At 42.6% G+C, this 22,616-nt stretch carries 16 protein-coding genes and 1 pseudogene; 6 read left to right on the top strand and 11 right to left on the bottom strand.

The window, feature by feature from the left end:
* Positions 1-7: 7 nt before the first annotated feature.
* From L1D22_RS10000 to L1D22_RS09990, 3 genes and pseudogenes are all read right to left on the bottom strand, one after another.
* Positions 8-1,241, bottom strand: a pseudogene (locus L1D22_RS10000) (GGDEF domain-containing protein).
* 792 nt (positions 1,242-2,033) lie between these two features.
* On the bottom strand, positions 2,034-2,345 hold the full coding sequence (gene yciH, locus L1D22_RS09995) for a stress response translation initiation inhibitor YciH (RefSeq protein ID WP_008221404.1): 312 nt from the start codon (positions 2,343-2,345) through the stop codon (positions 2,034-2,036).
* Between the two features lie 3 nt (positions 2,346-2,348).
* Positions 2,349-2,717: a DUF3319 domain-containing protein gene (locus L1D22_RS09990; RefSeq protein ID WP_102383143.1), complete on the bottom strand. Its 369-nt coding sequence runs from the start codon at positions 2,715-2,717 to the stop codon at positions 2,349-2,351.
* A gap of 100 nt (positions 2,718-2,817) precedes the next feature.
* On the opposite strand from L1D22_RS09990, the gene L1D22_RS09985 reads away from it, so the two are divergent.
* Entirely contained in the window at positions 2,818-3,786 is a 969-nt protein-coding gene (locus L1D22_RS09985) for a tyrosine-type recombinase/integrase (RefSeq protein ID WP_239829648.1), read from the top strand.
* Positions 3,787-3,938: 152 nt separating this feature from the next.
* On the opposite strand, the gene L1D22_RS09980 is transcribed toward L1D22_RS09985, so the two are convergent.
* Complete coding sequence (locus tag L1D22_RS09980; RefSeq protein WP_239829647.1) at positions 3,939-4,934, bottom strand: D-alanine--D-alanine ligase; 996 nt, start codon at positions 4,932-4,934, stop codon at positions 3,939-3,941.
* A 180-nt stretch (positions 4,935-5,114) separates the two neighbouring features.
* Positions 5,115-5,678: an SPOR domain-containing protein gene (locus L1D22_RS09975; RefSeq protein ID WP_239829646.1), complete on the bottom strand. Its 564-nt coding sequence runs from the start codon at positions 5,676-5,678 to the stop codon at positions 5,115-5,117.
* A 216-nt stretch (positions 5,679-5,894) separates the two neighbouring features.
* On the opposite strand from L1D22_RS09975, the gene L1D22_RS09970 reads away from it, so the two are divergent.
* Positions 5,895-8,579, top strand: coding sequence for a bifunctional acetate--CoA ligase family protein/GNAT family N-acetyltransferase (locus L1D22_RS09970; protein ID WP_239829645.1), 2,685 nt, complete (start codon positions 5,895-5,897; stop codon positions 8,577-8,579).
* Here L1D22_RS09970 and L1D22_RS09965 read toward each other — a convergent pair.
* Entirely contained in the window at positions 8,568-9,455 is an 888-nt protein-coding gene (locus L1D22_RS09965) for a LysR family transcriptional regulator (RefSeq protein ID WP_239829644.1), read from the bottom strand. The genes L1D22_RS09970 and L1D22_RS09965 overlap by 12 nt on opposite strands.
* Positions 9,456-9,681: 226 nt before the next feature.
* Between L1D22_RS09965 and L1D22_RS09960 the strand changes: the two genes are divergently transcribed.
* Positions 9,682-11,829: a TonB-dependent hemoglobin/transferrin/lactoferrin family receptor gene (locus L1D22_RS09960; RefSeq protein ID WP_239829643.1), complete on the top strand. Its 2,148-nt coding sequence runs from the start codon at positions 9,682-9,684 to the stop codon at positions 11,827-11,829.
* A 339-nt stretch (positions 11,830-12,168) separates the two neighbouring features.
* Here L1D22_RS09960 and galE read toward each other — a convergent pair whose 3' ends face one another.
* The 4 genes from galE to L1D22_RS09940 form a co-directional block, all read right to left on the bottom strand.
* On the bottom strand, positions 12,169-13,182 hold the full coding sequence (galE, locus tag L1D22_RS09955) for a UDP-glucose 4-epimerase GalE (RefSeq protein ID WP_239829642.1): 1,014 nt from the start codon (positions 13,180-13,182) through the stop codon (positions 12,169-12,171).
* Positions 13,183-13,265: 83 nt separating this feature from the next.
* Positions 13,266-15,239 carry a diguanylate cyclase gene (locus L1D22_RS09950; RefSeq protein WP_239829641.1) on the bottom strand — a complete coding sequence of 658 codons (1,974 nt, stop codon included), beginning with the start codon at positions 15,237-15,239 and terminating at the stop codon, positions 13,266-13,268.
* Entirely contained in the window at positions 15,239-15,727 is a 489-nt protein-coding gene (locus tag L1D22_RS09945; RefSeq protein ID WP_239829714.1) for a YfiR family protein, read from the bottom strand. The genes L1D22_RS09950 and L1D22_RS09945 overlap by 1 nt, the downstream gene beginning before the upstream one ends.
* A gap of 28 nt (positions 15,728-15,755) precedes the next feature.
* The gene (locus L1D22_RS09940) at positions 15,756-17,819 is read right to left on the bottom strand and encodes a TonB-dependent receptor (protein ID WP_239829640.1); all 2,064 of its coding nucleotides are present in this window, start codon (positions 17,817-17,819) and stop codon (positions 15,756-15,758) included.
* Between the two features lie 170 nt (positions 17,820-17,989).
* Between L1D22_RS09940 and L1D22_RS09935 the strand changes: the two genes are divergently transcribed.
* The 3 genes from L1D22_RS09935 (at position 17,990) to L1D22_RS09925 (ending at position 20,566) form a co-directional block, all read left to right on the top strand.
* Positions 17,990-18,733, top strand: a complete 744-nt coding sequence (locus tag L1D22_RS09935; protein ID WP_239829639.1) for a 5-oxoprolinase subunit PxpA — start codon at positions 17,990-17,992, stop codon at positions 18,731-18,733.
* A gap of 128 nt (positions 18,734-18,861) precedes the next feature.
* A complete protein-coding gene (locus L1D22_RS09930) occupies positions 18,862-19,623 on the top strand; it encodes an allophanate hydrolase subunit 1 (RefSeq protein ID WP_239829638.1) in 762 nt (253 codons plus the stop codon).
* Positions 19,616-20,566 carry a biotin-dependent carboxyltransferase family protein gene (locus tag L1D22_RS09925; protein ID WP_239829637.1) on the top strand — a complete coding sequence of 317 codons (951 nt, stop codon included), beginning with the start codon at positions 19,616-19,618 and terminating at the stop codon, positions 20,564-20,566. Before L1D22_RS09930 ends, L1D22_RS09925 begins: the two co-directional genes overlap by 8 nt.
* Positions 20,567-20,708: 142 nt before the next feature.
* Here L1D22_RS09925 and L1D22_RS09920 read toward each other — a convergent pair whose 3' ends face one another.
* Complete coding sequence (locus L1D22_RS09920) at positions 20,709-22,163, bottom strand: FAD-dependent oxidoreductase (protein ID WP_239829636.1); 1,455 nt, start codon at positions 22,161-22,163, stop codon at positions 20,709-20,711.
* Positions 22,164-22,616: the final 453 nt, after the last annotated feature.

Raw genomic sequence — 22,616 nt, 5'->3', positions numbered from 1 at the left:
ACGAACCTTAATAAGACATAACGACTTGGTTTCGTCCGTTGTCCTTGGCTTGGTAGAGCGCCTGATCTGCGCGTTTAATGGCAGAACGAATTGATTCATTCTGTGTCAGTTGTGTAAATCCAGCAGATGCAGTGATTGCAAGTTTAAATGGCCAATAGGTTTGCTCAAGAGCATCATAGAGACTAGTGATACTTTCGTTACACTGTAGCGTGTTTTGAACGATGCAGACCAGTAAAAACTCCTCACCACCCCAACGATACAATAAGTAGTGCTCACCGAGGCTATCGGTTGCTGTAGAGACAAACTGAATCAGAACCTGATCACCCACTTCATGGCCGTATTGGTCGTTTACTAGCTTGAAATGGTCTAGGTCGAATAGAGCGATATGAATCGACTTACCTTGTTGTGCAAGACGTTCAAAATCATAGAAGGTATCCAACGCTTCTGTTCTGTTTCTGCAGCCAGTTAAAGGGTCGGTTGTTGCCTTTACCTTTAACTCTTCGATCTCTTGAGTTAACAAACGCCTTTGTTCTGCCGCAACGTTTTTCGCTCGCTTGGCGATGTATAAAGCACAAGATATGCAGTAGAGCGCATACATCACCCATAATCCGATCAACATCTTTCCTAGCACAACACGGTCCATCGTCTTGCCATGGAATACAATGCTTTTCACCGTGAGTTTATGGTGGCCGTCAAGCGTGCTAGCGCCAAGTCCAAGCTCAACAGAAACGGCATTGGTAATGTCCACCGCGCTATTAGTAATAGGGTGGTTGTAATAGTCAATCCACTAAAGCGGAACATTGAAGTAATCTAAGTTGATGTTTCCTATATCGGGTAACGTGAAATCTAAGCGATTGAACTTGTTAGAAATCGCGTCGCCTTGAACGCTGTAGTTCTCATCGTAGTTACGAATGTAGAAGCGAAACCTTGGGTTCTCTTGTCCTTGGTAATCCATGTTGATAGTGACTGAATCGTAGGTAGAGAGATCTAACCCTTTTCCTTCTGTTGATATTACGAATTCAATCTCACAGAATGGAGCGCTATAAGTTCGCTTGAAGTCACACTGTAACTCAATTCCATCTTTTGAGTTGTGTAGTGAACCTATCGTGCCGCCATCATGGTCTCTGTCAGTGTTAACGAGGGTCGGGTATCTGTCTTGTGTGATGATGTAGTTCTTATCCATGATCGTACGAAAAGAGATCAAGGAATATGTTGAGTTGTCTTAAAGCTTTATCGCTCATAATACTAATCCGTACGCATGACTATGTGATTATGCGCGATGCCTTATTCTGGCGCAACCAATGATTAGTTTTGAATAGCAGAGTGGTGGAATCGTAGCATCCAAAAACGAATAACCAGCCGACTTTATAGGAAACAGACTTATTAAACTCATAATGAGATCAAAGCACCGTCGTATTTTGTTGTTTTTGATTAATATTCAATCAATAAGTGCGGTTTTACGGGAAGAATAATTTAACTGTATAAATATACAGTTAAATTAGAAATACATGTTTTGTTGCGTACAGAACTAAGAGAACGGTTATGGAGTCAAATTTGCCCGATGTCATGGACGTTCAGCCATAATACTTATAATTTCGAGCACATTTTCGTTGCAGTGTCACTTTTCTACATAAACGGAAACAGAGGGCTATTGCTCAGAACACCGCTGAATTTCTACGCGGTGTGAATAACATTAGAAGTCGATTGTCGCATAAGCTTGGCACCCCAGTAACTTTTGACGAGGCATTAAACCCACAGCATGAAGGACTTAATCAAGCATTGTGTGCAAAATCCGTCAAGACTAAGGTGCTGAATAGTCTCAGATTTCAATCTCCATCACTGCGTATTATGTACGTTATGTAAAATTGTTTTGATGTTAATAAGGCAGGGCTCTTTATGTGATGCCCTGCCTTTATTTGTTGTCGGTATTCTCTGATTTATACTGTGTATTTAACCATAACGGTTATTTACCATAAAATACCTAATATCCAGTGATAATAATCTTCGATTTTAACCCTGGTATTAGTTAGAGATTAACCGCCAGCGAATTTGACTTTGTAGCCTTTCTTTTCAAGGTGCGCTTTGATCTTGTCACGCGCGTCGCCTTGAATTTCGATGTTGCCATCTTTTACTGAGCCACCACAGCCGCAAACTTTTTTAAGTTCTGCTGCCATAAGTTTTAATGGTGCGTCATCTAGGTCTAAGCCAGTTACGACAGAAACGCCTTTGCCTTTACGGCCTTTGGTTTCTTTTTGGATTCGAACAATCCCATCGCCTTTAGGACGTTGGACTTTCTCTTCTTCAGGCTTAATACGACCTGTTTCTGTTGAATATACTAGGCTCATAATTTACTTCTTTTGTTGCTCTGCTTTTTGTTTTGCGAGTAAGTAAGCTTCTATATGACGTTGGATGGCAATTTTGCCGCCTTTAATTAGGCGACCGTTAAACATGCAATACCACGCATTAGGCTCACCGGTGTCATTCTTGATTTGGTAGCCGTTGAAGTTTTCCGTCGAACCACCAGTTCCTCTCGACTTATTTAACGCAGTGAATTCTTTTGGATCAATAATAGATGCGGTTTCAATCCACCAATCAATACTCTTCTTAACGGCAGCTAGGTTGCCTTGAATAACATTATTTTTTAACTTCGCACGCCAAACCGTGTTAGTGGCATCCGTCGATTGAAGATGGATGCTTCGGTAAATTGAATTAGCCATATCTATTAATCATCTTTTTGTTTTCGCTGCATTAATCATAAGTATACTTTTAATGATATCAAGCATAACATGGCAAAAACACCTGCTAAGGTACGGTAATTTGAGAAAAAAAGTCCCTATTTTATCTGACTCTGTGATAATTAATTCATTTGTTGAAAAATTGAACAATAGTGCGTCAATTGAAATTATAGATGAGTTAACAGGATACCAGTATTCTCGCAATTCACTGTTAGGTATCTATAGTGATTGGAATCGCTACCACGCGTTTTGTACTAAAAACCGTATCAATACGCTTCCCGCATCTGTGACCGCTATTCGTCGTTTCCTAGAAACTGAATCCAATGACAGAAAATATGCATCGCTAAAACGTTACACTGCAACGATAAGTTTATTGCATACAGTGCTCGGTTTCGCTAACCCTATCAAGCATCGACAAGTGCGCTTTACCCTACTCCACTTACAAGCTCAAATGGCCGGTGATGCTAAACAAACCAATGCAATGACATCTGTGCACCTGACAGAATTGAACGCGCTGCTTTCGCATGACAAGGCTAACTTAAGAGAGATTCGCGATATCGCTATTTATAATGTGATGTTCGAGTGTGCTTTGAAGCGTTCAGAGCTTAAGTTGTTATCGACGAACGACATCGAGACCACCGATACCGATTATCAAATCACGATTAAGGACTCTGTGTACCAGCTTTCACAAGTCGCGAGTTTTGCTCTAGGTCGTTGGCTTTCGTTTATTGGAACACAAGAGGATTTGCCCGTGTTTCGTGCAATAGATAAGCATGAAAACATCGGGCTTAAATCTTTGGATGACTCGTCAATCTATCGAATTTTACGCAGAGCGAGTGATTTACTTCAGCTTGCAGAAAACCACCATTTCTCAGGTAACTCGATTCGGGTTGGTGCTGCACAAGAGCTGTCTAAACAAGGTCTTAAGGTAAAGGAAATTCAGGATTTTGGTCGCTGGCTCAGCCCTGCTATGCCAGCGCAATATGTGGGTTACTCTGGAACTGCTGAGAATGAGAAAATGAAATTCAAAGCTTTGATACCTTGGCAATAAGTTTTAGCCGTCAGTCACTAAACTCGTTAAAGGAAATTACGAATAGCATCATCGGAGTTAAAACGTCGAATCCTAGAAACTAATAATGCCTTGGCGGAAAGATCAAGGCATTATGTTGTTTGGTTCAGATGAACAAAGATTGATTAGATGAACTAAGCAAGGCTCGTTCTAACGCAGTTCTCTAGGAACTGACTGAACTTATGACCATCATGTTCCACCATTTTAGGGAACATAGAAATTGGCGTCATACCTGGGAATGTGTTTACTTCGTTTAGGTAGATCTCGTTATCTTGTGTTAAGAAGAAGTCGATACGAGATAAGTGGCGAAGCTTCATCTGTGTAAATACTTTACGCGCGCTGTCTGCGATCAAATCACGCTGTTCGTCAGTCAGGTTACTTGCTTCAACTTCAGTGATTGAGTGGCTGTCTGCACTGTACTTCTCTTCATAAGAGTAAAACGCGCCATTCGGTGCAATCACCTCGCCCGGCTTGCTAATATGTAGCTCGCCGTCGATTTCATATGCTGCGACTTCTAGCTCTCTTGGTACCACTGACTTTTCGATAAGTACTTGATCAGAGAAGGTAAACGCTTTGTTGATCGCTTCGCTTAAGTCCTCTACTTGGTTCACTTGGTAACAACCAACAGAAGAACCTTGACGTGCAGCCTTCACGAACACTTTTCCCCAAGTTTCAAAAGCTTGAGTTGCTTGTGAGTGAGCTTCATCTGTATTGTCAGATAGGAATAGATAAGGCGTGTTTGGAATACCCAGTGCGTCATACCAAAGTTTAGAGGTGATCTTGTTGAAGCTGTTATTGCTAGCTTCAGAACCACAGCCTAGGTACGGGATTTTTGCCATTTCAAACAGTGATTGGATATCACCTGTTTCACCTGGGAAACCATGAATACAAGGTACGATGAAGTCGACTTTTGACTCTAGGTTGTCGCCGCGTAGCGTTTGATTGTTGATATCAAGATAAACCAATTCGCCCGAATCTAGACACCAGCCTTCGCTCTTAATCTCAACTCTTACAACGTTAAAGTCTTCAACGCTCTTAAGTTGATCAAAAAGGTAATTGGCTGAAACTAAAGACACTTCGTGCTCTGAAGATCCACCGCCGCATAGTAGAAGAATGTTTGTGGTGTTCATGGGTAAATTCGGTCCTTGAAACTAGGAATACTGACTTCAATGATAAACAAAAGTCGAAATAGGTACAGTGTTTTGATTGTTAAAATTGTGTTCGAAAGATTGAGCGATTAACTATTAAACAAAACAACGAGTCTTAAAACAAAAGAAGGAGCATTTGCTCCCTCTTTTATGAATCAAAACTTAGTTTAACTTGTTAAGCGTTGGGTATTCAGAGTTCTTGATGTCATCAATACTCTTAACGAACGGCTTCAAGTTTTGGAAAGTGGTTGGCAGTGTTGAAATCGCCTTTTTCGCTTCTAAGCGTGTTGCGTAGTCTCCGTAAAGTACTGTGAACCACTTAGTGCCGTTAACCATTTTGTAGTTTTCCCAAACAGGTTGAGAAGTCGTTGGTAGCATTTTCACGAAAGAGTCGACTTTACTTTGGCTGCCAACCGCAACAACTTGAACCGTGTAACCAAAGCGCTGGTTCATGTCTTGTTGCTTCTTAGTTGGACCTTTCACTGCCGCAACGGGTTTAGCTTGAGTTGTTTGAGTGACTTTCTGCTCAACAGGTTCTGTTCTGATAACGTTAACTACATTCTCTTCAACAACGCCTGATTGCTGTGATTGAGACACAACTGGAGCTTCAACTTTGGCAGTTTTGTACTCTTCTTGATAACTGTCTGAAGTCACATCCGTGATGTAGTTTTCAGATACACATGCAGCCAAGAGCAGTGGCAAAGTCGCAATTGCAATTTTTTTCATGGAAAGCTCTATATCCTTAATAATAATTACTATAAATCATGCCGATACGTCGGTTTAGAATCAAGTTAACTTTGAGATTATACACCATTAGTGGGTGACCTATTTCACAAACTTTATGCAGTGTTTGCTTATTCATCTTAATTCGGTGAATTTGCCATCAACCTGTCATCGAAAAGTAAGTTACGATGAACTTACGTGCATTGCTAGGATATGTCTATGAATCATCTTGATCCCCTACTCAAACCCCGCTCTATCGCTGTTGTTGGCGCTTCGCAACGAGAAACGCGCGCGGGTTATATCGTTATGAATAATTTGTTGCACGGGGATTTTAAAGGTGCGGTGATGCCGGTTACACCCAAATACGATTCTGTGGCGGGTGTACTTTCCTACAAAAACATTTTGTCGCTCCCGATCGTCCCTGATCTTGCGATTCTTTGTACCAACGCGACTCGCAATATAGCTATCTTTGAGGAGTTAGCGGAGAAAGGCATTGCGTCTGTCATTGTTCTATCTTCAGACATGCAACATCCTAGTGATAACGGTGAAACGTACGACTCAAGATGCCTAACGATTGCGAAAAAGCACAATATAAGGATGCTTGGTTCCAACAGCTTAGGCGTGATAATCCCTTGGCTTAATCTCAATGCATCCTTCTCTCCTGTTACCGCACTCCCCGGTAAGATTGCCTTTATTTCTCAATCTGCAGCGGTGTGCACGACGATACTTGATTGGGCGAACGATAAAGAGATCGGTTTCTCTGCGTTTATCTCTATCGGAAACGGCACAGACATTGAATTCTCGGAACTGTTGGATTATTTGAGCACCGACTCCCACACGGAAGCAATATTGCTTTATGTCGATAGCATTAAAGACGCAAGACGTTTCATTTCGGCAGCACGAGCTGCGTCACGCAACCGGAGAATATTGGTCTTAAAAGGCGGTAGGACTGCAAAAGGCAGAGCGGCGGCGATGGTACATACCGGCGGTGCAGACACTTTAGATATTATTTATGACTCGGCTATTCGTCGTAGTGGTATGCTGCGAGTTAAGAACTTGCATGAACTGTTTGCTGCCGTAGAAACTTTAACTCACTCTGTCCCACTACGTGGAGAGCGACTGGCCATTGTCACGAATGGTGGTGGGCCTGCGATTATGGCAGTAGATACGCTTTTTGAGCGCGGTGGTAAACTCGCTGAATTATCGGAAGAGACGCTCGAAAAGCTTAATAAGGTGCTACCTTCAAGTTGGTCACATAGCAATCCTATCGATATTGTGGGTGATGCAGGTGATCAACGTTATATCGATACGATTAATACACTGCTCGATGGTGATGAGGCAGATGCTATTCTCATCATGCATAGCCCTTCTGCTATCGCACACTCTGCTCAAACTGCTGAGCGCATCATCGAAGCGATTAAAAAGCATCCTCGTCACAAGCGATTCAATATTCTCACCAATTGGTCCGGTGAACTGACGGCAAGGCCTGCTAGAAAGTTGTTCACAGAGGCTGGAATTCCAACCTATCGAACGCCAGAAAGCTCAGTGGTCGCATTCATGCACTTGGTCGAGTACCGACGCAACCAACGTCAGCTTATGGAGACGCCAACCACGGCTGAGAAAGTCCATATTGAAGATTTAGCCGATGCCAGAAATTGGATAGAACGCCAACTACTGGATAAAGATACAATAAGCCTTGATACCCATCAAAACAGTCAGTTTTTCAAACACTTCAACCTAGATGTGCTGCCGACTTGGATCGCTTCAGATCCTAGTGAAGCGGTACATATTGCCGAAACGATCGGTTATCCTGTCGCAGTTAAACTCCGCTCTCCAGATATCGCGCATAAATCTGACGTTCAAGGCGTAATGCTTAATTTAAGAAACAGCAGTGAAGTCGCAAATGCGGCTCAAGCGATTCTTGATCGCTCTCAGTTATCATTCCCAACAGCGCATATTCATGGTCTGTTAGTTCAAGGTATGGCGAAACTGGCTGGCGGACAAGAGCTTCGCGTGAAAGTTACAACCGATGAAACGTTCGGCCCTATTATTCTACTCGGTCAAGGCGGTTCCGAATGGGATGAGTCGATTGATGCGGCCGCAGCGTTCCCACCACTGAATATGACACTGGCTCGCTACTTGATTATTCGAGCGATAAAGAGTGGCAAGATTCGCCTACAAAAGCTCCCTAATCCTATTGATATAGAAGGCTTGTCTGAGTTGCTGGTTCGTATTTCTCAAATGGTGGTTGACTGCCCTGAAATACATGACCTGGATATACACCCAGTACTTGCGAATGGCGATAAGTTCACGATATTGGATGCCGATATCATATTGAAAGCTTACGAGGGGGACCCGCAAGAAAGACTAGCGATTCGTCCTTATCCTGTGGAGCTGGAAGAACGTATCCAGTTAAAAGATGGCACAAAAGTGTTGCTACGCCCTATTCTTCCTGAAGATGAACCACTTCATGCCGACTTCATTAATCGAGTCTCTAAAGAGGATCTCTACAAGCGCTTCTTTAGTGATGTGGGTGAATTCAATCATGAAGCGTTAGCTAATTTTACTCAGATTGATTTTGATAGAGAGATTGCTTTTGTTGTGGTGCGTGAAGAACAAGGTGTGCCTGCAATCATTGGCGTGTCGCGCGCGCTGATTAACCCAGAGAATACGGATGCAGAATTCGCGATATTGATTCGCTCTGATTTAAAAGGCGTTGGTTTAGGTCGAATCCTTATGACTAAGGTTATTGATTACTGCCGTGCTAAGCAGACTAAACAGATGTCGGGAATGACAATGCCAACCAACAGAGGGATGCTGACACTAGCTCAAAAACTGGGTTTCAAGCTAGATATCTGTTTTGAAGACGGCACAGCAGATATGGTGCTTCCGTTACTTGAGTGACCATGTTTTTTTAAGGTGTTGAATACACCAAGATTTGGCATCGCCCATTTTGTTGCGTCGCCAAGCCATCACAATGTCGATCGGTTGCGGCTCCGTCCCTGCAATCTGTTTTAAAACACCAGATTCGATCAAAGGTTTAGCAACGCTACACGGCAAGGTACCAATGCCGAGCCCACTAGTTAAAGCTTCTACTTTTGCTGGGAAGCTCGTCACCGTTAAGCGCGGTTGTTTCTCTAAAATATTGATGCTTAATGCTGGCTGATCGCGTGCAGTATCTGCAATTGCAATCACCCTGTAACTTTCTCTAGCCTTTTGATCGAAATCTCCAGAGCGCTTATGTACGTAGTGGTTGGATGCTGCTACCCAAACCATTTCCATTTTTCCTATTACGTCACTTTTCAGGTCATTAGGAATGGTATCGACTTTCGGGCAAACAAGAAGGTCGGCGCGGCCATCTGAGAGTGACTCCCAACATCCCGCTAAGATCTCCTCTTGTAAACGAACACGCGTTTTACTGATTTTCCCTAGCTCATCTACAAGTGGGAAGAAATTAGCAATCGGGATAATACCATCAAAAGCGATAGTTAAATCCAACTCCCACCCATTAGCTAGAATGCTTGCTTCGTTGACGAGCCTTTCTGTCGCACCAAGAATCACCCTACCTTGTTCAAGTATCAATTGACCGGCCTCTGTAAAGTTTGCGCGATGGCCAGAGCGGTCAAAAATCATGATATCTAAGTCTTGTTCAAGCTTTTGAATTTGGTAGCTGAGTGACGAAGGCGCGCGGTCCATTTCATTGGCTGCAGCAGCAAAACTTCCACGTCTATCGATGGCGTCTAGGATGTGTAACGCTTCAAGTGTTATTGGGCTATGCATCAGTTTCCTACTTTATAAATGAGATTTTGATCACAAAAATGGAAGCATTCACCAGATAAATGGAACCATTAAAGGTCTTTTAATACAATGAGTTATACGGTTTATCCGAGCTTTTAATGATAAAAATACAAATAAATTGAAATGCAAATAATAGTAATTATCATTTAGATCCAATATTATCTTTCGCGAAATCAAGATAATACTATGGAATTAAGGTAACTATCAGATGTATAAGCAATCCCTACTCTCTGCTTCAATCGTTTTAGCGCTTTCATCAACCTCAGCCTTAGCTGAAGATTATGCCCTATTTGACGAGGTTGTTGTATCTTCGACTCGTACGAATCAAACACTTATTAATACTGCTGCTTCTGTCACCGTCATCTCTGACAAGCAAATCGAAGAGAATATGGCAAAAGACGTTAATGAGATCTTCGAATACACGCCAGGCGTTACGATGAACTCAAGCTCTCGCCAGGGTGCCCAAACGATTAATATCCGTGGCATGGAAGGTAAACGCGTAAAGATTCTTGTAGACGGTTCATCGCAACCTGGTTCATTTGATGGTGGTCCTTACGCCTTCATTAATTCTAGCGGTATTTCTATCGACCCTGATATGTTAAAAAGTGTCGAAATCATCAAAGGTGCTGCTTCAAGTTTACACGGAAGTGACGCAATTGGCGGTGTTGTTGCTTTTGAAACTAAAGATCCTTCTGACTTTTTGAAAGATGGCAAAGACTTCGGTGGTCAAGCTAAGCTTTCCTACTCTTCTGAAGACAACTCATTCAGCGAACATGTTGCATTAGCTAATCGTTTTGGCGATTTAGAAACTCTGGTTGCTTATACTCGCCGAGATGGTGAAGAGCTTCAAAACTTCCGTAACTCGGGCGATTTAGAGAACTACGCAGTAGAAAATCAAGACACATCAGCAGATAACCTATTGGTAAAACTTCAATACCAACTCAATGAAAGCCATCGCATTGAATTTCTAGCAGAGCTCATTAAAGATACCTCTGATTCAGACATCTACCACTCTAGTTATGATAGCTACACTGGTGAAGATGACACTAAACAAAACCGATTCGCAATCAAGCACATTTGGTTTGCAGACGGCGCGATTGCTGACACTGTGACGAGCAAAGTATCGTACATTTCTAAAGAAGAGAACGGTGTTACTAAACGCTTTAAACCTGCAGGCCCAGGTTTCCCTCCTTACGTTCCTGCCAATAACGACAATGTTCAAACCAAAGATTATGATTACACCGAAGATAAGCTTGAGATAGAGACGCAACTAGACAAAGAGATTAACAATCACTACCTAGTTTATGGTGCGACTTATACACATAGTGACATCAGCAACACCAATATGGAGTACAACTCAGATCCAGCGACTGACGATCAGCTTTACGTGTACACGCCTGATGCGAAAGAGCAGAAGTTTGGTTTGTTTGTTCAAGACGAAATCAGCCTAATGAACAATAAGCTGGTTGTGACTCCAGGTGTTCGTTTCGACTACTTCTCTACAGACCCTGGCAAAACCACTGGCGAATCTCTAACTGACTTCTCAGATTCTGCTGTAACCGGTCGTTTAGGTACAACATATAAGCTAACTGATACAGGCACTGTATTCGGTCAAATTAGCCAAGGCTTTAGAGCTCCTTCATTTGATGAGCTCTACTACACATACGACAACCCTGGTCACGGTTACGTAAATGATCCGAACCCTGACCTTAAGTCAGAAACAAGTATCTCGTACGAGCTAGGTTACCGTCACAATACACAGGCTTCATCGTCTGAGATTGCAGCTTACTACAGTGATTACGATGACTTCATTGAAACCGTAGTAACGAAAAAAGTCGGTGGTACAACGCATTACTCTAACGTTAACTTAGAATCGGCAACAATTAAGGGGATTGAGTTCTCTAACACGTTGCTTTGGGATGTGTTAGTGGGTGCGCCAGAGGGTATTTCGACTCATTTTGTTGCCTCATACACAGAAGGTGAAGATGGAAACGGCAATGCACTAAACAGTGTTAACCCATGGAACGCTGTGTTAGGTCTGAACTACGATGCTCCGAACCAAAATTGGGGTACAAGCCTTAAGTTAAATTACACAGCTGATAAATCTGGCTCAGACATTAACTTTGATGACGAGAATGGCGGTAATGCTGGTCAAGCTGAACTTCCAAGTGCAACGGTTGTTGATCTAACCGCTTACTACAAACCAATGAAAGATTTGACGATTCGTGGTGGTGTGTTAAACTTAACTAACGAAGAGTACTACCGTTGGAATGATATTCGCGGCGATGATGAGCTTTACAAAGAGAACTCTCAAGCTGAAAGAAACTACGGTATTTCAGCTAAGTACGAATTCTAATTCGTTACAAACCTAAATTGCAGAAACTAAAAAGCCAGCTTTATGCTGGCTTTTATCTATTTCACTAAAAATTGTATCAAAAAGGAATAAGTGAAATTACTTCTCTGCCATTTCTTTCTTTACCATTACCGCAGCAGCAATGATGAAAGTGATGATTAGGCCTAGTTCCATGATTAACTCCAAAGAAAATTAACATTAAACATATATTTCGCGTGCATAGTAACACAATGAATACAGAATGATACTTTTTAACCACTAATTTACTTTTTATTCGATTTAGATCAAAAAAGATGCCCTAAAGCATCTTTTTATAAGTTAATCATTCATAAAACGACTAGATCAGCCAGGGAAACCATTAGGGTTTGTTGACTGCCAGCGCCATGTATCTTCGGTCATTTCGGTCAGTGTGCGGGTTGCGTTCCAACCCAGCTCTTTCTGAGCTTTCGCCGGATCTGCCCAACATTCTGCGATGTCACCAGCACGTCGCTCAACAAGTTTATATGGGATTTCTTTGCCGCTTGCTTGTTCAAACGCCTTAACCATGTCTAAAACACTAGAACCGTTGCCTGTACCCAGGTTGTAGATGTGCAGACCATCTTTGCGCCCTACTTTCTCAAGTGCAGCGATGTGGCCGTCAGACAGATCCATTACGTGGATGTAATCACGAACACCTGTACCATCTTTCGTTGGATAATCGCTACCAAATACAGACAAGAACTCGCGTCGGCCAACAGCAACTTGTGAAACAAACGGCATCAAGTTGTTTGGAATACCTTGTGGATCTTCACCTAGTTCACCACTTGGGTGTGAACCCACCGGATTAAAGTAACGAAGTAACGTGATGCTCCAGTCTGGATTCGCTTTTTGGAAATCCGTTAGACACTCTTCAACCATTAGCTTACTGCGACCATAAGGGTTCGTCGCACTTGTCGGGAAGTCTTCAGTAATAGGCACACTTGCAGGATCGCCGTACACGGTTGCTGATGAGCTGAATACTAACGTTTTAACATTCGCTTCGCGCATAGCATCCACAAGCACTAAAGTGCCGTTAACATTGTTATCGTAGTATTCAAGAGGCTTCTCTACAGATTCACCTACCGCTTTCAAGCCAGCAAAATGGATAACTGCTTCGATGTTGTGTTGCTTCATAGTTTCCGCTAACAGCGCTTTATTGCGAATGTCACCTTCAACGAACACTGGGCGAACACCAGACACCTTCTCAATACGCTCTAAAACGCTTGGTTTACTGTTGTATAAGTTATCGAAAAGAACAGGTGTCATGCCTGCATTAATCATCTGAATACTTGTGTGGCTACCGATGTAACCCATGCCACCTGTAACTAAAACATTCATGTTTAGTATACCTTTTATTATGAATACTCAATCTATCACTTATGATACAACAACTTAGTGTGAGGTCACACCCCAAAGAGCAATCAAACATCACTTGAGAACACAAATTGCCCTTTCCCTTGGTGTTTCGCGTGATACATGGCTTCATCGGCTATCTTGAGAATCGCATCGATGTCATGCTCAGAGTTATCGACTAAGTGGATACCCAAACTAGCCCCAACATTGAGAGAGCGCTGTTTGTGATGCACTGTTTGTCCAATAAGTGTTAATAAGCGCTCAGCGAGATTCGCTAACATGACTTTGTTTGTCTGTTTAATAATAAGAACAAATTCATCTCCCGACAAACGCGCGACTAGATCTCCTGCTCTTACTTGAGATAACAGCCTGTTTGATACTTCCTTAAGGATGGCATCACCTGCATCATGGCCGTAGTTGTCATTGACGTGTTTGAAACCATCTAGATCCAAATAGATAACGGCAAATTGTTGACTTGCGTAATTGCTTGAGGAAACAACTTCATCCATCACCTTATACAGTTGTGCTCTATTCGCTAACCCTGTTAACGCGTCGTGATGTGCTAAGTGCTCAAGCCTTTCCATCTCTTTGACGTTAGATAGATCGGATAGCGTCAGCACCATATCAAACTCATCTTTCTCTTCATCCGACGAAACTAGGTTAACTTTGACAAACATTGGGACTAACTTATCAGATGCACTTTTTTCCCACACTTCTCCTTGCCACTGCCCATAATTCTCTAATGAGCTACGAATGGTTGGCATTAACGACGAGAACTGCTGCCATGAAAAGACTTCAAACGGTGTTTTGCCCACCAGCAAATCTGCATGATAGCCGAGGAGTTGAGTGACTGCGGGGTTAACCATAGTAATCACATTCGATGAATTAAGTACAATTAACCCGTCCTTGCTGTTTTCGAACACACCGGCGGCAATACGTTGACGGCTCATGGCCGTTTCAATATCGGTTACGTCTTGTATAGCAAACAAGGTATTCCCGTTTTTGGATAGCGATCGGCTGCTCATCTGAAGCCACTGTTTATTTTGAAAGAGATCGGTAGCTTCGATTAACTCATCGTTTAGCTCTATATTAGAGTCGATGATTCCTTGTAAGAAACTGCCCTGCTTGGTTTGGATTAACTCTTGAATGCTTAGGTTTTCAAGAAATGCCTCCGTGCATTTGAATATGTCACGTGTGGCCATGTTGGCATTTACAATCACGCCCTTATTATCGACAACGAGGAGTGAGTGCTGAACTGTTTCGATTACTTCGTTAGCAAAAGCTTTCTCTTCTTGCAGCTTATCAAGCGTGAAATTGATTTGGTTGTCGCGATGCTTTAACCGCTCTAACATGGTGTTGAACGCGCGAACCAGTTCGCCTATCTCGTCATTATTAGACGTAATCAGTCTAGGTTGCTCAGCGCGACGCTCTACAAACGCCCGCATCGCTTCGTTAAGTTCGAACATCGGTACAATAATAAAACGTTGAATGAGCTTAACTAACACACCTCCTAGCACGACCAAAAGCACAAGGTAGATCCCTGCGACTTTAAATATATTGGTGAAGATCTTGGTAAAGGTTTGTTTAGAAATGGTCACACGTAGATTTGCGATGTTTTGATTATCGAGAATCACGGGCACCAACAGATAGATATAGTTCTCTGAAATCGCAAATTGTTGGGAGCCAATATCTTTGCGCTCCTCGGCAGTAGGCCTTGGAAGTTCGATATCGCTGACTTGGTAGCTAGCGAATAGCTCGCCTTGCTTATCAAACAGTTTGACTCGAACAATGTCTCCATCAGCTACGAATGCCGATAGAATCTCGTTAGCCGATGTTTTGTCTTCAAATAAGATGGCGGCTTGCAAGTTATAAGCAACGCCCTGCGCCAAGACTTTCACTCGTTGTATTAGGTTATCTTTTTCTCGCTCATAAGTGACAGTGTAATTTATTGATTGAATCGTAATAAACGCAACCGAGATAAACAGAATGATCGGCAGAATAAGCTTATTCTTAATGGAGATGTTATTGATGAAAGACAACATTACTTACCCTCCACAATTGAGATGCGTAGAAGGTTTGAGCCGATAATGTAGTTGCCTCTTTTAGCGTTGGTTAAGTTGATCTTAGGCTTGATTTTATTGTCGATGCGAGTGAGCTCTATGACGCCCCCGAGCTCAGTAAAATTTAATGTATCGCTAATGGTAACCATATTGGGCGATACGTCATTACTATTGAGTTCTGTCTCAATCGCCCCACGTTCGACATCAGACAGATAAGTGATGTTACATTCCGGAGAAATGTTTTGTTGAACGTCAATCGGCAAAGAGCGGATCGACTTTCCATTCGTAATAGAAATTAAAGTATCGGCGACTTTTTGATTCCCCATCACGCAGAACTGAACAGAGCCCATCGAACTTTCATTGTGCCATTGAATAAAATTGGCAATCCTAAACAGGTAAACCGCTTTAACTTCATAAGGTTTAAAGCCCTCGGCGCGTATAATCGGCGAAAACGTTATTGTAAAAACCATACAATAAATAAGTCGGCTTACTAACCGTCTAAAACTCATGAGATACCCTTACATAGACGGACTCTTGATTGACGCTTTTATCGGAAGTCATTTCAGCCTGATAGCCATTATCTTTACCAATGTTCTCGACGACTAATTCAATTAGAGGAGCAGCATGTGATTTTTTCCAAGCTAATCGAGCATCAAAGGTCACCTCATGAGGGTAAGATTGCCATTCATATTGCGTTCCATCTTCAGCGACCCAGTAATCAGGGTAATTCACATTAATATATTGTCCAATGACATCAAATTGCCAACTATCAGTAATGTTCCACATCAACTGTGCCGTCGCTAAGTGTTCATTATCGATGTCATAGTACACGCTATTCTGTGGATTTGACTTAGGGTCTTTTCCTTTACTTTCGCCCTCTAACGTCGAGTAGGCGTAACTAAAATAACTAGTAATGTCTTTCGTCAGTTTGTAAGTCGCACCGAGTTCTAAACCATGGGTTTGAGCTTGGTAATCATCAGACAATGCACCGACATAAACGTGATGATCTGGAATATCAGTAGGATCGTAACTATGGAAACGAAGGTTATCGTGTTCACTTAAATAGATTGTCGCATCTAGCTGAAAATTTGAATCATTGGTGTAGCGATAACCCATTTCAAACGTGACAACATTTTCGTTATCAAGATTGGAATTCGATTTATAGACATCTAAGTAGCTCGCACCAGTCTCAGGATAGTAACTATTAAAGTAATACGCGGAGTTACTGTCCATATAAGAAGGTGCAACTACCGCCTTACTGACACCTGCCCAAATCGAGTGACGAAGATTTAGCTTATATAATCCGCGAATTTGAGGCGAAATCTCAGAAGAATGGTTTTGAGTGAAATGCTCTAACTTTGCACCGATCGTGATTGAAAGTGCTTCTGTCCATTGCATTTGTGACTGCACGAACGCATTGGCGATATAATCGTTCGCTGATTCGATGTTATAAGTACGACCGTAGTAATCAGGGTTATACCAATCTACATCAGCAACTTGGCTTGATGAGAAATCAAGGTACATGTATCGGAGACCACCTCCGAGCGTTATTTGATGATTGGCTGATAATTGACTGATGTAGGTTGAATCAAAATCTATTGTCGAATAGCTACCTGGGGCGTCCGGAGCATTGTCTTCGTTATACTCACCCCATAGGGAATAAGAGAGCGTCGAACTTTCATCGAAGTGGCGAGAGTCGTTAAATTGAATGTAGGCAGATTGACTTTTGTTATCGAAGTCGTTGGTTTGTGAGCTTACAAACGTTCCTGTTTGGTCATATTGGACGCTATATAACTCTGACTCATGAAAGCTCTTTTCACCACCGATGCGTAAGGACCAGTTATCTTCGGCATTGCTCGGCTGAAACACCATGCCCGCGGTTTGTGCTTTCCACTTTTTAGATTCACCAACACGATACGGTGGTTCTTCACGATACTTGTAAAATGCTCGAGCATTGACATTGTCGTTTAGGCTTAAGCCCTGACGAACACTAAACTCGTAATTATCGGTATTAGAAGCGACGCCAGACAGATAGGTTCCTTGCGTATCATTGGTAGACTTAGTAATGATGTTCACCACACCATTCACGGCATTGCCTCCCCAAATTGTACCGCCCGGCCCTTTAAGCACCTCGATTCGTTCAATATCAGCAAGAATATAGTCAACGTCGCTCCAGTAAGTGCCACCATATACAGGGCTGAACAAGCTACGTCCATCCATCATGACGAGCATTTTATTGTATAAACCGTCGTGGAAACCTCGAGTAGACACAAACCATGACGTTTCGTTGAACTTGGTGACTTTTAGTCCCGGCACCAACATCAAAACTTCGGCAATGCTTTTCGCGCCGCTGCGTTGGATTCTCTCATTGGAAAGTACATACACAGATGAAGGAATGTCGGTGAGTTTTTGCGTCGCTTTTGATGCCGTTTCCATTTCGACATCTAACATAGATAACTCTTCAAGACTCATTGACATCAATTGATCTAGCGAGTTTTCTTGAGCAAATACAAAAACAGGCGTTGTTAATGCTAGTCCTAAGCAAACCTGGCGGGATATCATGTGCTCACCTAATATACAAATAGATATTAATCCTTTAATCAATAGTTAAACTATATACGAAATGCTATACCGTTGATTTTTCGGTATCGAAAGTTTGAATTAGATCACGGTTTATTTATGGCATTTATAAGACCGTCATTAGTAACTTTAACGTAAAGGATTAGCACCACGTGACAACGAAGATTTTGCTTAATTGCGACATGGGAGAAAGTTTCGGCAACTGGAAGATGGGCGATGATGAATCGGTCATGGAATGGGTTGATATGGCAAATATCGCCTGTGGTTTTCATGCGTCTGATCCCCACGTGATGTCAAAGACTATCAAACTGGCCCAGCACTATCATACTCAAATTGGTGCTCATCCTGGTTATCAGGACCTCGTTGGGTTTGGTCGCAGGTCAATTCCTCACAGTATGGACGAAATCAGTGAACTCGTTTGCTATCAAGTCGGTGCATTACAAGCCCTGTGCCGTTATCACCATACAAGTGTCGGCTACGTGAAACCTCACGGTGCGCTTTATAACGATATGATGGCAAATACAGATGTATTTAATGCCGTCGCGCAAGCTGTGGCGGAATTTAATATCCCTCTTATGATCCTCTCTTCTTCTGACAACCAACAATATTTAGACATCGCTGATGATCACGACTTACCCCTTTTGTTTGAAGCCTTCGCCGACAGAGCCTACTTAAACACTGGTCATCTCGCGCCACGAACACAAAAAGGCTCGGTGTACGTCAATCAAGACGATATCTATAACCAAGTCATGCAAATCATTAACTATGGTTCTGTCACAACCATTGAGGGTGAACGGTTACCTATTGAAGCTGATACTATTTGTGTTCACGGAGATAACCCTCAATCCATCGCGTTAATTAGAAAAATCCGACAAGATCTTAACGCTTTTAATTGATACCAAAGCTTTTAATTAATATCAGTGCTTTCAATTTATACCAGTGCGATTCTGCTCGTTGGCTAAGAACACTTTGCAAGCTGATACTGCGCTCAACATGGAAGTTGAAATAAATGTATGGAAAGGAAATGACGAATAATCAGATTGAATTCAATATAGAGCCTGTCGCTGAATGCAGCGTTCTGGTTACGCTAAGACCTTCAAAGCCTCACTCTAGCGCTATCGATGCGCAGTATATGGCGCATTTTTTCAATGCTATTCGCCAAAACCTAGCGTCAGTCTTAATGAATGTGACACCAGCCTACCACACCATATTAGTTGACTACCTACCTTATAGAATTTCAGAACAGCAGTTTATTACACAGCTAAACTCGCTGTTAACTCAGGCCTTGTCTTCATTTTCGAATACCACCGCTACGGCGAACATAATTGAACTTCCTGCCTATTATTCACCTGAAACAGCACTCGATTTAGATAGATATCAAGAGAAAGGAATATCGATGGACGATATTATCCAGCATCACACCTCACAGACATATAGTGTCAGCGCGATAGGGTTCATTCCCGGCTTTGCTTTTATGTCGGATGTGGTCAGCGAACTGGCTTTACCTCGTCATTCAACGCCACGTTTAAGTGTTCCTAAAGGCAGCATCGCGATTGCAGACTCGAAAACCGCGGTTTACCCATCTGATTCACCAGGTGGTTGGAACATTATTGGTAACTGCCCTTTATCGCTGTTTGACCATAGCCAATTGAGTAAAGCAGATATCACACAAGGTCCATTATCCCTGCTTAATGTCGGCAACAGTGTGCGTTTCAAATCGATATCAAAACACGAGTTTATGAAGCTTAGGTCTGCGGAGATTAGTGGAGGTGACGCTCATGGGTAAGGTAAAGGCTAACCCGACCCTCACCGTAATCAAACCCGGACCATTGAGTCTGATTCAAGACTTTGGCCGTTTTGGCGTAGCTCATCTAGGGCTTACCCAAGGTGGCCCTGTTGATGACTACTCTTATAGTTGGGCGAACCACTTACTTGGAAACCCAGTCAACCAAGCAGCCTTAGAGATCACACTTGGACAATGTGCATTAAAAATCGACTCAGATTGCGAGATGGCGTTGTGCGGCGGCGATCTACAAGCCTCGTTGGATGGGAAGCTATTAGATAATTGGAGCACCTTCCAAGCCTATAAAGGACAAGTTCTCTCATTTGGATTACCTAAGAATGGCTTGCGAGCATACCTGGCGATTAAAGGCGGCTTCAACGTTCCCAATACTCTCAATAGCAGCTCGACTGTGACGCGAGAAAAAATTGGAGGTCTAACTCAAGATGGACAGCCTTGCCAAAAAGGCCAAAAGATAAGTTTTACTCAACATGACCTCTCTACCCCTTTTAAGGCTCTGAGTGTCACCTTTCGTTACAAACCCGATTACAATTTGCCCGTCAATTTACGCGTGATTGAAGGCTATCAAAACGAGCTATTCACAGAGTCAGCAAAAGAAACCTTCTACAACGCTCAATACATCGTTGACCAAAACTCGAATCGAATGGGTTACCGGCTCAATGGCGATGTGGTTGAGTCTCCAGATATTTCTTTACTGTCGGAAGGCATTGCGCTTGGGGCGATTCAAATCCCCCAAGACGGGCAACCTATAGTGTTGCTCAACGACCGACAAACCATTGGTGGTTACCCAAAGATTGGTTGTGTTGCGAGAATCGACTTACCGCGCTTAGCACAAGCTAAACCTGGGCACGAAATATCGTTTAGTAAAGGCGACCGATTGGGCTTACAAGATGTGTGGTGTCAGTGGGCGCAATTTTTCGGTTATTGATGTGTCTCTATAGATAAATGCTATTCAATTAAGGTCACGACCCCAAACGTATAAACTAAAAATCCAGCTTACTGTTTCAGCAAGCTGGATTTTGTTTTTGGTGAGCCAGTCATTATATAAACGCTAGGGGAATTAGCGCTATTTAAACGTGCTCTTGGCCTGATACCTTAGCAAGCGCATCTGGGTAGCCCCGCTCCTGAGTCAAACCTATCGCTCTGTTTTCAATATCATTTAAATTAAGTGACATTGTCACCGAGTGAGTATCTTCAATAGAAACCGTTTCAGTAATATCAAACCATTGTTCAGCCACTTTTTGTGCCGCCTCTAACGTTGAAGACGCCTTAACCACTTCAAGTCGAGCGTAACGGTCGCCACAAAATGAAACGTCAGAAGCTCTTAAACTAGGGTCGGTTCCAGGGATTTGTTGCGCACCGAACAGAGGCTTACCACCAACTTGTGCAGAACGAAAACTTGGGATGAACTGAGACATGTGCGTAATTGCAGCACGAGTTCTTAGTTCCAGTTGTTCTTCGCTCCAACCTGATACGATCTTCTTAAGAAGCTTGGATGGCAGTTGAGGTTGTGATGAATCCGTTGACGATGAAACAAGCCCGCCCTCAAACAGAGTTATCCCTTCTGTCATACCATGAAGTTGGAATACACCATCAGCATACGGTGTTAGTTGAGCCATGCCCTGCGGAGTGCCTCTAGGACCATGGAAGATAACTTCTGGCCACTCTTCCTTACACTCTTGCGAGAATGGCCACTCCGTCACGTATGCGGCTTTAAATTCGACTAATCGCTGCTGCTTAGAACCAACAAAGTCATCAACAATGCCTGTTTCGAAGCCACTGGCATTGATCAGATAATCAGTTGTTAGATTGCAGCTTTGGTTTTCACGATCGGTGTAAGTCAAAGACCAACCTTGACCTGTCGATTCAACAGACTGCAAATGGCTGTTGGTTAACACGGTGCAATTGGATTGCTGGCCTAGAGACAGTTGAGCCGTTGCAGAGAGTCGGAATACGCTCCAACCATACTCTTGAACCATCGCAACAGGATATTTCAATGTGTCTAGATCTGTGTGCTTAGCAAAAGGAATGCACCAATCATCAAGCGACCTTGGTTTTAGTGGCTGAGTTCGTTTCGCTATCTCTAACAAGTCTTCTTTGCTGTAGAGCTTGTAGTACTCTTCCGGATCACCAAGCACTTGGTTGCTTTTATCTTGTTTAACAAGCTCAGCATAAGCGCTTTTGATTATCTTGAGGCGAGGAAGTAGATCCATCGGTTCACCGCCATCACTATGCGGAACAGCGATGATTGTCGGGCGAATATTGATGGTATGAGGGAATAAGCGGACGGTATCAATTGACTGTGTGAGCAACTGAAGACACTGCTCTACAGAAATATCTCGATACAAATTGCCGCCAGCGTGCAGGTGGCAAATTGGTGGACCATTAACCAAACTCGGCCCTTTTTCCAAGATAGTGACCTTAAAACCCAACTCACTAAAGTGAATCGCGCTTGTGGTTCCGGCAATACCACCACCAACAATGGCAATAGAAGGTTGATTTGTATCCGTTTTGTTGTGGTTCATCGTGTTCTGTAGAATAAGATTAACTAACGCTATTCTACTTTTGTTCGGCGACGAATTAAAACACATTTTTATCAAGGTCTTAGCTTGGCACTAATTAATATCTATGTAAAAAACATAAATAATCTCTTGACTCAATAACTCGATATGAAGTTTTAAAGGTTATTCTAACAGTCAAATTTGTCCTAAGTGACGCCACATAAAGGCTGTCTCAATACTCTTAAAACACAGATGTTAACTTATCCCTAAAGTTATCCACCGTTTTTGTGGATAACTGTTGATAACGTTCTTGCTAAGTTGCGCAAACCCTTTGTTTACAGGGACTAACCGCTGTTCATTAAATCGGCATTATTGAACAATGATTTTTAAATTATGCTGAAAACCGATGAAATTAGGGTGTGATATCTCTTACTTATGCTACCAGTGGTGAAATAAAAAACGGCCTATCGCTCAGTT

Origin of the sequence: Vibrio sp. Isolate34 (assembly GCF_022397915.1) — a bacterium.
In the GTDB taxonomy this organism is placed as follows: domain Bacteria; phylum Pseudomonadota; class Gammaproteobacteria; order Enterobacterales; family Vibrionaceae; genus Vibrio.
Note: the sequence above shows the minus strand (reverse complement) of the source record. Positions and strands in the feature narration are given on the sequence as shown.

Excerpts from the sequence above, each read along its gene's own strand:
- L1D22_RS09965 (WP_239829644.1), bottom strand. The coding sequence starts at position 9,455 with ATGCATAGCCCAATAACACTTGAAGCGTTACACATCCTAGACGCCATC.
- L1D22_RS09980 (WP_239829647.1), bottom strand. The coding sequence starts at position 4,934 with ATGAACACCACAAACATTCTTCTACTATGCGGCGGTGGATCTTCAGAG.
- L1D22_RS09970 (WP_239829645.1), top strand. The coding sequence starts at position 5,895 with ATGAATCATCTTGATCCCCTACTCAAACCCCGCTCTATCGCTGTTGTT.
- L1D22_RS09930 (WP_239829638.1), top strand. The coding sequence starts at position 18,862 with ATGACGAATAATCAGATTGAATTCAATATAGAGCCTGTCGCTGAATGC.
- yciH (WP_008221404.1), bottom strand. The coding sequence starts at position 2,345 with ATGAGCCTAGTATATTCAACAGAAACAGGTCGTATTAAGCCTGAAGAA.
- L1D22_RS09990 (WP_102383143.1), bottom strand. The coding sequence starts at position 2,717 with ATGGCTAATTCAATTTACCGAAGCATCCATCTTCAATCGACGGATGCC.
- galE (WP_239829642.1), bottom strand. The coding sequence starts at position 13,182 with ATGAATGTTTTAGTTACAGGTGGCATGGGTTACATCGGTAGCCACACA.
- L1D22_RS09950 (WP_239829641.1), bottom strand. The coding sequence starts at position 15,239 with ATGTTGTCTTTCATCAATAACATCTCCATTAAGAATAAGCTTATTCTG.
- L1D22_RS09945 (WP_239829714.1), bottom strand. The coding sequence starts at position 15,727 with ATGGTTTTTACAATAACGTTTTCGCCGATTATACGCGCCGAGGGCTTT.
- L1D22_RS09920 (WP_239829636.1), bottom strand. The coding sequence starts at position 22,163 with ATGAACCACAACAAAACGGATACAAATCAACCTTCTATTGCCATTGTT.
- L1D22_RS09940 (WP_239829640.1), bottom strand. The coding sequence starts at position 17,819 with ATGATATCCCGCCAGGTTTGCTTAGGACTAGCATTAACAACGCCTGTT.
- L1D22_RS09960 (WP_239829643.1), top strand. The coding sequence starts at position 9,682 with ATGTATAAGCAATCCCTACTCTCTGCTTCAATCGTTTTAGCGCTTTCA.
- L1D22_RS09975 (WP_239829646.1), bottom strand. The coding sequence starts at position 5,678 with ATGAAAAAAATTGCAATTGCGACTTTGCCACTGCTCTTGGCTGCATGT.
- L1D22_RS09925 (WP_239829637.1), top strand. The coding sequence starts at position 19,616 with ATGGGTAAGGTAAAGGCTAACCCGACCCTCACCGTAATCAAACCCGGA.